Raw genomic sequence first — 14,981 nt, 5'->3', positions numbered from 1 at the left:
GTTTGTGCGATTTCTGACTTGTATTGGGCTGTGAACTGCGATGAGCACTGTTCCATGGAAATGTGCGGAGGGTATACGATTCCCTCGCAGGAGGCCCATTGTGGCAGTTTTTTGCGTGCGATCTGCCATCCGGCAATCTGGTCGAGCGCCAACGGCAGGTCGAGCCCTTCCACACGTTTGGCCTTCAACGCCAGTTCGCGCACGTCCTCGTTGCGATGCATCGCCACGAATTCGCGCGTCTCGTCATTCATGATTGTCATTGGTGACGTACCTGATTTCGTTGTGTTGATTCGTCGTCATTCTGGGGATTTTCTGGTTTCACACGATGTGGATAAGTCGTGGATTATTGTGGACGAATGTGGATAGCGTCTATATCTTGTAGGCAGTTTTATGACCGTCCACAATATATAGGATGGTGTTTTTCCCCATTTTTCCACTATGCACAGTCGGGTTATCCACATTTTCCACCGTTGAAAAGCCGGGGAATCCACCGTTTTGTGAATATCCTTGTGGATAATGCACCGAGTTATCCCCGACTTACCCACAGCTCAACCCTCACTTATCCACACACTTATCCACATTTGTGGATAAGTGTGTGTCTGCAATTCCCCAAATCTGTTTTTTTCTCCTGCCTACCAACTAGAAGAACATGCCAAGAAGGGGGTTTGCGCGAAGTGGATTGCTCATATTGCATGCGACGACAATCGCAATAATCACGGCCAACATGATTACGCCGTACATCAGCGTGCGCTGCTGCAGACTTTTGCCGCGCAACGCATGCAGACCGGAAACCAACAGCCAGGCGAACACTCCTCCGATGATGAATCCGCCGACATGCGCCTGCCATGCGATGTTCGGCGTGATGATTGGCATCAGGAAGTTGATGAGCATCCAGATCAGCATGGATCGAATGTCGATGCCAATGCGCTGGTATACCACCAGAATTGCCGCGAACAGGCCGAATAGCGCGCCGGAAGCGCCGTATGCGGATGTCAGCCAACCGTCTTGCGAGAACAGTGCCCAGACCATCATGCCGGCGCTTCCGCCGAGTCCTGACAGCACGTATAACGCGAGATATGGCAGATGCCCCATCATGCGTTCCAATACAGGCCCGACGCACCACAAGGTCAGCATGTTGAAAAGAATGTGCCATAGGGAGGCCGGCTGGTGCAGGAACATTGACGTAATGAAGGTCCATGGGCGGTGAGTCGCCAGCGCGGGCATGAATACGCCTGAGCCGACGAATGCGTTGCAGCCGGTCGGCCAGACGATTTTCAATAGTGTTTCGACAATCCAGACCGCGACGCATATCGCCATGATCGTAACGGTGATCACAGGATCGCCGTTACGCCAACGGTATCGCATGGAACGTGCAGAGAAGAAGTCTTTGAACGACGGGGAATCGGGAAACAGACTGAAACGTTGATAAGCCATGTTTCAACCCTACTGGAACGTGCGAATCCGCGAATCTGCGAAATCATTGCAAATGATTGCATTCTTGTGAATCCCCGGCGCGTAAATCCACCCAATCAACACATTCAAGGAATTAATATAGTGAACAGAGTTGGCTTGAACGAGCAGGTCAGCCAATGTTCGCCGATATTTGGGAAAGGATCCGTCATGGAGAACAAGTCTTCTAACGGTTGGAAGTTCTTCGCACTGCTCTTCGGAGCTTTGCTTGCCGGTGTCGTCGGTCTGTATGTGTACAAGCAGCAGAATCCGGATTACGATCCGTGGGAGGAGCCATGGGAGAACAGCTCGTCTCCTGTCGATCTTGGCCTGACCAAGGATGCCGAGGATGGCGAAGCCGAAGTCGCTCCCACCACCCCAGAAGCTGCCTGATTTCTCTTTCTTTCAAGCCCTGCGCCCCACGCGCAGGGCTTTTTGTTTTGCCCTGGAAAACGAAAAGGGACGATTCCAAAACGGAATCGTCCCTTCGTCATCACGCCCTATCTAACGCTACGAGTCATACATCACGCGATAATTCACGTCACATATGGCCCGTGCGAAGCGAAAGTAATGACGAGCGCAGTATCACAAGGCGTGGAAGGCGCAAGCGTACGAAGATACGTCAAGCCTTCCACAACGCAGATAACGCTCCGTCATTACTTGAGCGGACCGGTCATCCAGATGCGCTCGAGGTAATCCTCCATCGAGCGGTCGGAGCTGAAGTAGCCCGAGTTCGCCACGTTGATGAGGGCCTTGCGGTTCCATTCGAGCGGCTGGGCGTAGAGGGCCTCGATTTCCGACTGGATGGCGGTGTAGGCGCCGAAGTCGGCGAGGGTCATGAACCAGTCCTTGGTGAGCCAATCGTGGACAAGGTCTTCGTACACGGTCTTGTCGCCGTTGGAGAAGGTGCCGTCCGCGACCATGTCGATGGCGGCTTTGAGACGAGGATCGGCCTCGTAGTACTTCTTCGGATCGTAGCCTTCGGCGTAGAGGGCGTCCACCTCGTCGACGGTCATGCCGAAGAGGAAGAAGTTCTCAGCGCCGACGCGCTCACGGATTTCGACGTTGGCACCGTCGAGGGTGCCGACGGTCATGGCGCCGTTGAGAGCGAACTTCATGTTGCCGGTACCGGAGGCTTCCTTGCCGGCCTGGGAGATCTGCTCGTCGAGGTCGGTTGCCGGGATGAGGTGCTGTGCGAGACGCACGTTGTAGTTCCACGGGAAGTAGACGTTCAGCTTGCCCTTGACATCCGGGTCGTTGTTGATGACGCGGGCGACGTTGTTGATCAGCTGGATGGTCTGCTTGGCGAGGTAGTAGCCCGGAGCGGCCTTGGCGCCGAACACGATGGTGCGCGGCATGACATCGTCGGCGGCGATCCTGCCGGACTTGATGTCGGCGTAGCGTGCGATCACGGCGAGGATCTTCAGTGCCTGACGCTTGTATTCGTGCAGACGCTTGACCATGGTGTTGATCATGGTGTTCGGGTCGATGTCGAAGCCGTACTTGCGCTTGGCGAAGTTGGAGAAGTCGACCTTGTTGGCCTGCTTGACGGCGGCGAACTTCTTGACGAACTCGTCATCGTCGGCCAGCGGGATGAGGCCCTTGAGCAGCTCGAGGTCGGACAGCCACTTGTCGGTGCCGAGGCCCTCGGTGATGACGTCGGACAGACGCGGGTTGGCCAGCTTGATGAAGCGGCGAGGAGTCACGCCGTTGGTCACGTTGGTGAACTTGTCCGGATACACGTCGGAGAAGTTCTTCAGGGTGACGTCCTTGAGCAGCTGGGAGTGCAGCTCGGCCACGCCGTTGACGTGGGAGCCGCCATAGGTGGCCAGGTAGGCCATGCGCACGGAGTCGCCGGTGTAGATGGCCATGTCCTTGATGGTGGCTTCGTCGACGCCCTTGGCCTTGAGCTCGGCTGCGAACTGGTCCTGGATCTTCTCGATGATTTCGAGGTGACGCGGCAGGAGTTCGCCGATGAGCTTGGACGGCCACACTTCCAGGGCTTCCGGAAGCAGGGTGTGGCAGGTGTAGTTGAAGGTCTTGTTGGTGACGGTCCAGGCGGTGTCCCAATCGTAGCCGTACTCGTCCATGAGGACGCGCATGAGCTCCGGAATGCCGATGACCGGGTGGGTGTCGTTGAGCTGGAAGGTGATCTTGTCCGCGAAGGTGGTCAGATCCGGCTTGTCCTGACCCGGGTAGAAGACGCGGATGGCGTCGTGGATGGAGGCGGACACGAAGAAGTACTGCTGCTCGAGACGCAGTGCCTTGCCCTGCGGGGTGGAATCTTCCGGATACAGGATCTTGGAGATGTTCTCAGCTTCAACCTGCGGCTTGACGGCGTCAAGGTACTCGGACTTGTTGAAGGTGAGCAGGTCGAACTCGTCGTAGCTCTTGGCGGTCCACAGACGCAGGGTGTTCACACGGCCGGAGGCGTAGCCCGGAACCATGTAGTCGACCGGCACCGCACGCACGGACCAAGCCGGCTTCCATACCTTCTTGCCATCTTCCTCAACGACTTCGCCGCCGAAGGAAACCTTCTGGTCGCGGTTGTAATCGATGTGTCCCCACGGCTCTTCATTGGTCAGCCAGTAGTCCGGGGTTTCGATCTGCTTGCCGTTTTCATCGAACTTCTGCTCGAAGATGCCGTACTTGTACTGAATGCCATAACCGAATGCCGGCACGCCCAGCGAGGCGAGCGAATCAATGAAGCAGGCAGCCAGACGGCCGAGGCCACCGTTGCCGAGGCCCGGCTCGTGCTCGGCGTCGACGACGTCCTGCACGGAGAAGCCGAGTTCCTTGACCGCGGCGTCGAACTGCTCGGTCAGACCGGCGTTGAGCAGCGCGTTGCGCAGCTGCTTGCCCATCAGGAATTCTGCGGACAGGTAGCCGACTGCCTTGGTGTTGCCGTTGACCATGTCGGACTGGGTCTTGAACCAGGAATCCATGAGGTGGCGGCGCACTGCGGCGGACGCGGCGACGTACACGTCGGCCGGCTTGGCCTGCTCGACGGTGACGCCCTGGGTGTACTTCAGCTGCTCGCGGATCTCGTCTGCGAACTGCTCCGCGGTGACCGCGGACTTCGGTGCGGTAATTTCAGTCATTAATCGACTCCCTTTGACGGATTACTCTCCAGGAACATTATGCCTTACCCCAGCGTCCTTGCATTAGCGGCCGCATGAACACTAAGTAACATCATGCATACGTTCTCATACATAGCATACTACGTAATCATAAAAAGATGAAATTTCAAGCAATTACAAGCAAGCATTCGTTTGCAGAAATAATGCAAACCGGCTGCAAAAACGTTGCGAGCAACATGCAAACGACATGCAACAACATTGCGAACGCTGTCAAGAATCGCAGGTATTTTCCCTCTCTTCACACCCCTATTCAGTTGTGACTACGTTGTCTGCAACACCCCATCATAGTCGCTCGCAAACGGCAAAATAACACGTATGGCTGTTATTCGAGAACAAGATCTGCATAAGGGGCATGACGCATTTGCACAATGGCTGCAAACGTCTCATCGCATGATCGCCGACAATATTCCCGCAAATACCGACGCGGCCCGCGATTTCCGTCTGGAATTCTCTCCACGATTGCCACGCCAACTGTGGGCGATGGCGGTGCGCTACTCGCTGCATCTGCTGGAGAAAAAAGCGCCCGGGGCGGGCGTGGAAGTTCGTGTCGCGCCGTGGGGTGCCATCAAGATTCTCGACGGACCGGCATCCGATCCGCATAATCTCACACCGCCGGACGTGATCGAACTGGAACCGGACGTGTGGATGAGACTCGCCACGGGCATCACCAGCTGGGCTGAGGAGAAGGAGGCAGGACGCATCACGGCCGTTGGCGAACGCGACGATTTGAGTAGCTTGCTGCCATTGGTGTGACAGGCTGCGAGAAGACCGTCACAGGCGCAAAAACGCATAGCAAAACCGCGATGTGGATACACCTGGCAGGCATATCCGCATCGCGGTTTCACAAAGTACCTGATATGCCGATCAGTCCTGCTTCTTCGGCTTCAGTGCGCTGGGCATCGGCATCGGGATGGGCTTGTGTGGCTTCGGCGCGGCGGACTTGGCTGCCGGGAACTCTCCGCTCGTGGCCTTCGCCGCCGCCTCTGCGGCCCACTTTGCATACTCGTCGAGGTCATCCTCGGCGTCGGTTTGCGCGGACTCCTGAGCATCTTCAGAAATCTCATCTTCAGCGTCCGCATCGTGAGAATATTTTGCTTCGATATCGGCGAAAGGATCAAAAGAACCCGAACCAGGCTCCTGGGCACCGAGCTCCTTGGCGAGCTCATCATAATCGGTGTCGGTGGTCAGGTACTTGAGCTTTCGGGCTATTTTCTGCTGTTTGGCTTTCTGACGTCCGCGGCCCATCTGACCCCCTGAGGATTACTGTGCTATCAATTCATCAAACAAGAGAGTACCACTTGTTATGCCATATTTCGTTGTCGGCTCAGACTTTTACGATAAAATCGCTGATTTTCTTAAGAAAAGGACACGTATGACGGACGAAACCCAGGAGCAGCAGATCACCGCTGTCGGCAATGAAATGAGCGCGAGCTTCCTCGCAGCGAAGAAGCGTTCCGACGCAACGCTCGCCGCAATCGAACAGAATCCGGGCAAGTTCACCATGCTGACCGGCGACCGTCCGACCGGACGTCTGCATCTCGGCCATTATTTTGGTTCGATTCGTGAGCGCGTCGCCATGCAGAATCGCGGCGTGAATTCGAATATCATCATCGCCGATTATCAGGTGATCACCGATCGTGACACGACCGCGCACATCGAAGACAATGTGCTCAATTTGGTGCTTGACTACATGGCTGCCGGCATCGATCCGGAAAAGACCATGATTTTCACGCATTCCGCCGTTCCTGCGGAGAACCAGCTGATGCTGCCGTTCCTGTCATTGGTGACTGAGGCCGAGCTGCATCGCAATCCTACGGTGAAGTCGGAAATGGAAGCTTCTGGCCATGCGCTGACCGGCCTGCTGCTGACTTATCCGGTGCATCAGGCATGCGACATTCTGTTCTGCAAGGCCAATGTGGTGCCGATCGGCAAGGATAACCTGCCGCATGTCGAGATCACGCGCACCATCGCGCGTCGTTTCAACGAACGCTACGCCAAGAAGCATCCGGTGTTCCCCGAGCCGGCCGCGATTCTGTCTGAAGCGCCGGAGATTCCAGGCTTGGATGGCCGCAAGATGAGCAAGTCGTACGGCAATTCCATCATGTTGGGCGCCACAGCGCAGGAGACCGCCAAGCTCATCAAGAAGAGTCCGACCGATTCCGAGCGCCGCATCACGTTCGATCCGATCGCACGTCCGCAGGTTTCCGCACTGCTGACGACCGCCGGTTTGGTCACCGGTCACGATCCGAAGGAGATCGCCGAGGAGATCGGCGATTCCGGTGCGGGCGCGCTGAAGGCGTATGTGATCGAATCGGTGAACAGCTTCCTTGAGCCGCATCGCGCCCGTCGCGAGGAACTCGCCAAGGATATGGATTACGTGCGCGACGTGCTCGCCGAAGGCAACAAGAAGGCCAACGCCATCGCCAACGAAACGTTGGAGCAGGTGCGCGACGCCATGGGCATGCGCTACTAAAGCTCCAGAAACACCATAATCACGCTTTAAACAGCGTTTCAGCATCGACAAAGGCCGGATTGCGTATTGCACAATCCGGCCTTTGTCTCGTCTGAGTGGCATGTGCCACATTATGTTTGATTAGATTTTCGCGCGCTTTTCGCCGGAAGCGATTTCCGCTGCGACCAAATCGTCATCCACCTTGCGGTCATCGGGATCATCAAGATAATGATCGAACTCGTGCAGCACTTCAGCATCGGGAGCCGGAGTCAGCAGCGACACCACCACAATGAACAGCAGCGAGATGATGAACGCCGGAAGCAGCTCGTAAATAGCGAAGACACCACCAAGCGGCTTGATGAAATTATGCCAGATCAGCACGGTCGCAGTACCGGAAAGCATGCCCGCAATCGCACCGAATTTATTGGTACGACGCCAATACAGCGAGCAGAGCATCAGCGGACCGAACGAAGCGCCCAAACCGGCCCATGCATACGAAACAACCTGGAAAATCGACGAATTCTGATCGAACGCAACCACAATGCCGAAAATGAACATAACCAGCAATGTGATGCGCGCAACCATCATCACCTGACGATCGGTGGCCTTGCGATAGAGCAATCCGCGGAAAATATTCTCACCGACCGCGGAAGCGCCGATAATCAGGTATGACGATGACGAACTCATGGACGCGGCGAAAATGCCCGACACCACGATGCCGCACATGAAGCTCGGCAGCAGCGCCTGCGAAACCACGATGAAAATGTTCTCCGCCGCGGACTGCGTGACGAACTGCGTCGGCATCATCGCACGGCCGACCAAACCGATGCACACGCCGCACGCCAGCGACACCACACACCACGTGGTGGCGATGATACGGGACTTCTTGATCTCTTCGGAACTGCGGATCGACAGGAATCGCACGAGCACCTGCGGCATGCCGAAATAGCCAAGACCCCACGCAAGCATGGAAATCATGGTGATCACGCCGTATTCGGTAGGAGCGCCGAACATGGCCTGGCCAGCCTTGACAATCTGCTCGCCGGCATCGTTCAGAATCGGCGTGGCCATTTGCGTGCCGTCAAGGAAGCCTGGAATGCCTTTGAGGAAGGCGACGGTGTTGTCGACGCCGCCGACGGATGCGACGGAACCGATGAACACCACTGCCAGCGCGAAGAACATGAGCAAGCCTTGGATGAAGTCGGTCACGACCACGGAAAGATAGCCTCCGATCACGGTGTAGGCGAACACGATGGCAGCGCCGATCACCATGGTCAGGTGGTAGTCCCAGCCGAACAGGGTCGAGAAAAGTTTGCCGACCGTCACGAAGCAGCTACCGACATACACACAGAAAAATACGAGGATGATCAGCGCCGCGATGGTGGAGACGATATTGCGTTTGTCATGGAATCGTTTGGAGAAGAAGTCCGGAATGGTGATCGCGTCACCTGCCACCACGGAGTAGCGGCGCAAACGGCGTGCGACGAGCTTCCAGTTGAGGTAGGTGCCGAGAGCCAGGCCGAGGGCCGTCCACAGCGGGTCGGCGGCACCGGTGAAGTAGGCGACGCCCGGCAGTCCCATGAGCAGCCAGCCGCTCATATCGGAGGCTTCGGCGCTCAATGCCGTCAGCCATGGACCAACGCCTCGACCACCCGCGAAATACTGACGAGTGGAGGAATTGGACCGCTTGGAGTAGATGAAGCCGATGGTGAGCATGGCCACAAAATAGATGACCATCGCCAGCAGCACCCAAAAATCTTTGGTAACCATGAATTCTCTCTTCTTAGATTGCTAGCCGAATTTCTTTCGAATCTCTTTCTTCAAATCTCTGTCGAAACGAATTTCTTTCGAATCTCTTCTGAAAAAAATATGCGATTGTCCCAATGTACCGGTCGAACATTGCGACAATCGCATTTATCTCATTTACGCGCCCAAATGCCGAAACGGATCAAATATCGTATCTCCAAGACTTATCGGTGATAACGCGAGCCATGGCTAGGCCGATCGGCAGACAGATAATCACCATGAACGCGCGGAAAGCCCAGTCGAGGGCGTTCAAGGTGTCGAATTGGCCGAGGTGGAACATGGCTTGATACATGTACAAACCGGGAACCATGATCACGATGGACGGCACGGTCAGGCAGATGCGCGGGTAGCCGAGATGCGGGGCGAGCCAGCTGCGATGAACCGCAGAACGCCATGCGGAGGCAAGCAGGCCTGCGAGCAGTGCGCCGATGAATGCGCCGGCTTCGGCGGGAACGCCCATGTCAACGATTTCCAAACGCAAGGTGTCAGTAATGGCGCCAATGGTGGCGGCGACAAGGCACATGCGCTGCGGCGAGTTGAACATGGTGGAGAAGCCCCAGACGCCGATGAATGCGAACACGAAACGCAACAGGCAATTGACAACCGGATTGAGTCCCAACGGCTCGAATCCTTCCGGATTCAAATGCACGATCGAAGCGACCATCCAGCCTGCGAGCGTCGCCATCAAAATAATGCACAACACGTACGCAACGCGCTGAATACCTGACGGAAAATCAATTTTCGCCATATCAAGTCCACCCGTAATCAGCGGGAATCCAGGAATCACAAACAGCATGGCACCGATGTAAGCCGTATCATGCTGCAATGCGACGGGCTCGAAAATACCAATCAATCGCAGGGTGCCCGTGCAGGCGAGTGCCGCGACGGCCACGCATACGAACGTCACGAAGAACTGGTTGAGATGGTGGGCGAACAGGCGGCGGCGCAGCCAGTGACCAAGTCCCGCGCCAATGAACGCGCCGATCATGTCGAAGGGACCGCCACCAAGCAGGAACACGAAGGATGCGCAGGCGCAGGCCGAGGCGAATCCCGCGAACGCCGGCGAATACAGGGGTTTGCGTCGTTCGATCATGTCGAGTCGTTCGTGGGCTTGGCGAACGGTGATGCCTTGCGATTGGTCCGCTTCTTTTCCGACGTGGTCGAAATGCTCGGCGTATTGACCTTTTGGCGGCTTGTGATTGCGATTTTTGCGCGCTTTTTTCGTGGTCGCTTCGCTTGACGTAACGTTGGCCGTACCGGCAGTTTCACGCTTGGTTTCACGTTCGGCTTCACGTTCACCGCGATTATGCTGCTCGCTTGCCGCTTCGATGTCACGCAAGTGCAACGGCTGCGCGGTGGTATCGGTCACTTCGGCGCGTTCCGTCACCATTTCAAGCGCGTCGAGCACGGGATCATCAGATCCCTCCTGATTCTGTTCGGCTTTCTGACGTTCGCGAAGACGCTTCGACAGGTCAGCCGACACCTGCGACGCATCACGCTTGTCGAGATGCTGCATAAGCCCTTCGGACACGTCGGATTGGCTGTGGTACATCGATCCTTTGCCGAGGTTCACGTTGAACCAGTCAGCGAAGTGTTCGAGCAGCCAAATGCGTTCCGTGTTGACGCCGGTGGTTGGCAGGTCGACGACTTCGGTGATACGGTCTTTGCCGTCGGTGCAGGAGGCTTCGATGTCGGTGAGGTTCACGTCGGCGCGCACGTGCACGCCTAGCGGATAGGCGATGCGGTGCATCATTTCGCGTACGCGGAAGCTTCCGGTGCCCGCGCCGAGATCGAGCATGCCGACGCGTACGATCACGCTGGCTTTTGCTGCGATTCCCGCTTCAGCGACCGGCTTGTCCCAATCCCGTTCGATATCTTCCATATCGAGCGGAATGGAGTGTGTATGGAATTTGCTGACGGCCGAAGCGCTTTTTTCCGCGCTATCGAAATTCGTCTCATGTTCATGTTCGTATTGTGCGCTCACAAGTTCAGGTCTAACGTGTGGGCTGGTCGGAGGATTTTCGAAATTTCCATCGATTTCACTTTGTGGACACCGTCGGACCACGATGCGGACATTTCCGGTGTTTCCGTAACCAAACTGTCGATTTGCCGAGCATACAATGGGCGTGCATTACCGACCGAACTTAGGGCTGTGGGCTCGCAACAGACGGCCAAAACAATCGCGGAGGTGCCGCGAAGGACCGACAGACCGGGCAACCCGATGGTTTGGAGAAGGAGGTCTGATGACAATAGAAAACGAACAGATCACGCCTGCCGACGCAGCTATCGTCTCGTCCGGCACCGGCACCAAAGGCCCCGAGGAGCGTGATCTTCCCGCTTCCCTCAAAGAGGAAATGGATCTGTGTTTGCAGATTCTTCGCGAGGTGCTCGGCGAATTCGACGAAAAGCTGCTGGCCAAGTTCGATGAAGTGCGCGAACACGCACTGAACGCTAGCGCCGAACGCTTCTCCGGCATTCTGACGGATACGAATCCGAATCAGGATGACCTGCAGAAGGTCGTCGACATCATCGATAAAACGGATGTGCATGAGGCACAACTGCTGGCCCGCGCCTTCACCACCTACTTCCATCTGGCCAACCTATGCGAGGAGAACTACCGTGTCTCCGTGCTGCACAGCCGTGAGGCCGCCGTAGATGACACCCAAGCCGTCGACCCAGTGAACGAAATGACCTGCGCCTACCACCAGCTCATTAACGAAATGGGTCCGGCCAAAGCCAAGGAACTGCTCGACCAGCTCGAGTTCCATCCGGTGTTCACCGCGCATCCGACTGAAGCCCGCCGCAAAGCCGTGGAAGGCAAAATCCGTCGCATCTCCCAGCTGCTCGCAACGCACAAGCTGCTTGGCGGTTCAGACAAGAAGGAAAACTCCCGTCGACTCTTCAACGAGATTGACGCGCTGTTCCGCACCTCTCCGATCGCACTGAAGAAGCCGACTCCGGTTGAGGAATCTGAAACCATTCTCGATATTTTCGACAATACGTTGTTCTATACCATTCCACAGGTGTACCGTCGTTTCGACGATTGGATCCTCGGAGATAAGGCTGGCCTCGTGCCGCCGGTATGCCCGGCGTTCTTCCACCCGGGAAGCTGGATCGGCTCCGACCGTGACGGCAACCCGAATGTCACCGCCAAGGTGAGCCGTCAGGTGGCCCGCAAGTTCAGCGACCACGTGCTGGGCGCGTTGCAAATCGAGACCCGCCGCGTTGGCAAGAACCTGACCATGGAAGCTGAGACCACTCCGCCGAGTGCCGAGCTCAAGAGCCTGTGGAACCATCAGAAGGAAATGAGCGAGCGCCTGACCGACAAGGCCGCACTGATCTCCACCAAGGAGCTGCACCGTGCCGTCATGCTGGTCATGGCCGATCGTCTGAAGGCCACCATCGACCGCGATGCTGATCTCATGTACCACTCCTGCGAGGATTACATCGCCGACCTGAAGGTCGTGCAGCGCTCCCTCGCCGAAGCCAACGCCAAACGTTCCGCCTACGGCCCGCTGCAGGACCTCATCTGGCAGGCAGAGACCTTTGGCTTCCATATGGTCGAGATGGAGTTCCGCCAGCACTCCGTCGTGCATTCCCGAGCGCTGGAGGATATCCGCGAACATGGTCTGCACGGTGAGCGTGGCGAACTGCAGCCGATGACCCACGAGGTGCTCGACACCTTCCGCGCCCTTGGTTCCATCCAGAAGCGCAACGGCATCAAGGCCGCCCGTCGTTACATCATCTCCTTCACCAAGAGCGCCCAAAACATCAGGGACGTGTACGAGCTGAACCGTCTGGCGTTCTCCCATCCCAAGGATGTTCCAACCATCGACGTGATCCCGCTGTTCGAACAGCTTGAGGATCTGCAGAACTCGGTAGACGTACTCGAGGAAATGATCAAGATTCCGGAGGTCCAGGCTCGTCTGAAGGCCACCGGCGGCAAGATGGAAGTCATGCTCGGCTACTCCGACTCCTCGAAGGACGCCGGCCCGACCTCCGCAACCCTGGCCCTGCATTCCGCACAGGAACGCATCGCCAAGTGGGCGGAATCGCATGACATCGATCTGACCCTGTTCCATGGCCGCGGTGGTGCCGTCGGCCGCGGCGGCGGCCCGGCTAACCGTGCCGTACTCGCACAGCCGGTCGGCTCCGTAAAGTGCCGCTTCAAGCTCACTGAGCAGGGCGAGGTCATCTTCGCACGCTACGGCAACCCGGCACTGGCCATCCGCCACGTCGAGTCCGTTGCGGCTGCAACGCTGCTGCAGTCCGCTCCAAGCGTGGAGAAGCGCAATACGGACATGACCGCCAAGTACGCCGACATGGCCAACAAGCTCGACGAGGCCGCGCATAACCGCTTCCTCGACCTGCTGAACACCGACGGCTTCGCACCGTGGTTCTCCACCGTCACGCCGCTGACCGAAATCGGCCTGCTGCCGATCGGCTCCCGTCCGGCCAAACGTGGCCTTGGAGCCAAGTCCCTCGACGATCTGCGTACCATTCCGTGGATCTTCTCCTGGGCGCAGGCACGCATCAATCTGGCCGCATGGTACGGCCTGGGCACCGCGTGCGAACAGTTCGGCGATTTGAACACCTTGCGTCAAGCGTATGAGGAATGGCCTCTGTTCTCCACGTTCATCGACAACATCGAAATGTCGCTGGCCAAGACTGACGAGCGCATCGCCAAGATGTACCTTGCCCTCGGAGACCGTGAAGACCTCAACAAGAAGGTCCTCGACGAGATGGAGCTCACCCGCAAGTGGGTGCTCGAGATCGTAGGCGACAAGTGGCCTCTGCAGCACCGCCACGTGCTCGGCCAGGCCATCCGCATCCGCTCGCCGTACGTGGACGCGCTGTCCGCCACCCAGGTGCTCGCCCTCGGCTCGCTACGCAAGCGCGTGGACAAGGAAGAGCTCACGCATGGACAGAAGGAGAACTACACCTACCTGATCCTGTGCACCGTGTCGGGTGTCGCAGCAGGCCTGCAGAACACGGGCTGATCTTCGGCTGACCGCCTGACAAAAGCGAGCGGGGAGGTTCCGTGCCGATAAACGGCGCGGGCCTCCCCGTTCGCGTCGCGCGGCCCTAGCCTGGCCGGCGACAGCGCACAAAACAGGCACGCAGGCCGAGCGACAGACTCCCAATCATCCGACGTAACCCGGCGCCTGTCCGCGTTTACCCACGCCGCGACACCGACAGCCATCGTGGGCTTATACAACTGGTTCGGTCAGACTTATATTCTCGGCAGATTGAGCCTAGTCCACATTTCTCTATTTCTTCCTCGTCCTGCTTATAACCCCAATGACAACCCTTTTGGTTACGGCTTTCCTTCATGACAAACTGTCTTGGAAGAAGATTGTTCGCATCATAGCGCTGTCTTACTGTTTGACCATATTGGGTGTATTTCTGAACGAGTTGTGTTGTTGACGGAAGACGCCGCACTCGAAGGTTTTTGTTCAGCGCCTAACATGCAGCACTAGCATACTTATCCTCAATCCACTCATGATTCAGTAACAACTGCATGACTCCTGAAACACAGACACATAGCGAAGCCCTCGTTTGTAACTTCCACGAGAGAGAACCTTTGCTATTTTCACTAGAAAATCACATCCTAAAGTGCACCCCTACTCATTTTCCATTAGAATACTCTTAATATCTTAATCATTGTCGATTGAGATTAAATTTTCACATGGAGGAAATTATGAAATCCAGAAGAGTTTTTTTATCTCCACAATTATCTCAGTTTGCCTATGCACAGTTATGACCACTCCAGCCTTTGCTGTAAATTGGTGGCAGGTTGGATGGATTGTCGCCAATAACGTCATCGACCGGGTAGTCAATCTCGATGGGCAAAGTTCAAATGATCAATATTCCACCTATATGGTTTCACCTTCCATTGTTTTCAACAATGGCACCAATGGGGGCGAATTCTATATGCGCCCTCAAGTCTCCAGCCGTGTGACCAGTTTCGAAATGCACGCGCATAGAGCTAACCCCGTCGATTTTGGAGCCAATATAGTTCTAGCCTTGTCCACAACCTCAGGCAAAAGGGTTATCAATAAAACAGTAGGGACAAACCAGTATGTCTCATACACCAGATCAAGCAGCGATGGCACCGGAACATGGGACGCTCG

General features: G+C 56.5%; 10 protein-coding genes and 1 pseudogene. 5 read left to right on the top strand and 6 right to left on the bottom strand.

Translation table 11 applies throughout. From position 1 onward, the window contains the following. Nucleotides 1–260, bottom strand: a pseudogene (locus Q5H33_RS07010) (SAM-dependent methyltransferase); the annotation flags it as partial. A 379-nt stretch (nucleotides 261–639) separates the two neighbouring features. After that, on the bottom strand, nucleotides 640–1,434 hold the full coding sequence (locus Q5H33_RS07005) for a rhomboid family intramembrane serine protease (RefSeq protein ID WP_004222842.1): 795 nt from the start codon (nucleotides 1,432–1,434) through the stop codon (nucleotides 640–642). A 186-nt stretch (nucleotides 1,435–1,620) separates the two neighbouring features. On the opposite strand from Q5H33_RS07005, the gene Q5H33_RS07000 reads away from it, so the two are divergent. Further along, nucleotides 1,621–1,842, top strand: coding sequence for a hypothetical protein (locus Q5H33_RS07000; RefSeq protein WP_022245033.1), 222 nt, complete (start codon nucleotides 1,621–1,623; stop codon nucleotides 1,840–1,842). Nucleotides 1,843–2,105: 263 nt separating this feature from the next. Here Q5H33_RS07000 and Q5H33_RS06995 read toward each other — a convergent pair whose 3' ends face one another. Then, the gene (locus tag Q5H33_RS06995) at nucleotides 2,106–4,550 is read right to left on the bottom strand and encodes a glycogen/starch/alpha-glucan phosphorylase (protein WP_302423729.1); all 2,445 of its coding nucleotides are present in this window, start codon (nucleotides 4,548–4,550) and stop codon (nucleotides 2,106–2,108) included. A gap of 354 nt (nucleotides 4,551–4,904) precedes the next feature. On the opposite strand from Q5H33_RS06995, the gene Q5H33_RS06990 reads away from it, so the two are divergent. Next, a complete protein-coding gene (locus tag Q5H33_RS06990; protein ID WP_004222830.1) occupies nucleotides 4,905–5,342 on the top strand; it encodes a sterol carrier family protein in 438 nt (145 codons plus the stop codon). A 111-nt stretch (nucleotides 5,343–5,453) separates the two neighbouring features. Here Q5H33_RS06990 and Q5H33_RS06985 read toward each other — a convergent pair whose 3' ends face one another. After that, entirely contained in the window at nucleotides 5,454–5,834 is a 381-nt protein-coding gene (locus Q5H33_RS06985; protein ID WP_004222827.1) for a DUF3073 domain-containing protein, read from the bottom strand. Nucleotides 5,835–5,961: 127 nt separating this feature from the next. Here Q5H33_RS06985 and trpS point away from each other — a divergent pair, with 127 nt between their 5' ends. After that, on the top strand, nucleotides 5,962–7,062 hold the full coding sequence (trpS, locus tag Q5H33_RS06980) for a tryptophan--tRNA ligase (RefSeq protein ID WP_302423728.1): 1,101 nt from the start codon (nucleotides 5,962–5,964) through the stop codon (nucleotides 7,060–7,062). Nucleotides 7,063–7,182: 120 nt separating this feature from the next. On the opposite strand, the gene Q5H33_RS06975 is transcribed toward trpS, so the two are convergent. Both Q5H33_RS06975 and Q5H33_RS06970 read right to left on the bottom strand, forming a co-directional pair. After that, the gene (locus Q5H33_RS06975) at nucleotides 7,183–8,811 is read right to left on the bottom strand and encodes a sodium/proline symporter (RefSeq protein WP_004222814.1); all 1,629 of its coding nucleotides are present in this window, start codon (nucleotides 8,809–8,811) and stop codon (nucleotides 7,183–7,185) included. 178 nt (nucleotides 8,812–8,989) lie between these two features. Further along, nucleotides 8,990–10,729 (bottom strand): threonine/serine exporter ThrE family protein, encoded by a 1,740-nt coding sequence (locus Q5H33_RS06970; RefSeq protein WP_226559635.1) that lies wholly within the window; start codon nucleotides 10,727–10,729, stop codon nucleotides 8,990–8,992. Nucleotides 10,730–11,090: 361 nt separating this feature from the next. On the opposite strand from Q5H33_RS06970, the gene Q5H33_RS06965 reads away from it, so the two are divergent. Continuing rightward, entirely contained in the window at nucleotides 11,091–13,847 is a 2,757-nt protein-coding gene (locus tag Q5H33_RS06965) for a phosphoenolpyruvate carboxylase (protein WP_004222809.1), read from the top strand. A 760-nt stretch (nucleotides 13,848–14,607) separates the two neighbouring features. Next, nucleotides 14,608–14,981 (top strand): hypothetical protein (locus tag Q5H33_RS06960; protein WP_134867952.1); only part of this gene is annotated, 374 nt, incomplete at its 3' end.

It is taken from the genome of uncultured Bifidobacterium sp. (assembly GCF_959020145.1).
Taxonomy (GTDB): Bacteria; Actinomycetota; Actinomycetes; order Actinomycetales; family Bifidobacteriaceae; genus Bifidobacterium.
Note: the sequence above shows the minus strand (reverse complement) of the source record. Positions and strands in the feature narration are given on the sequence as shown.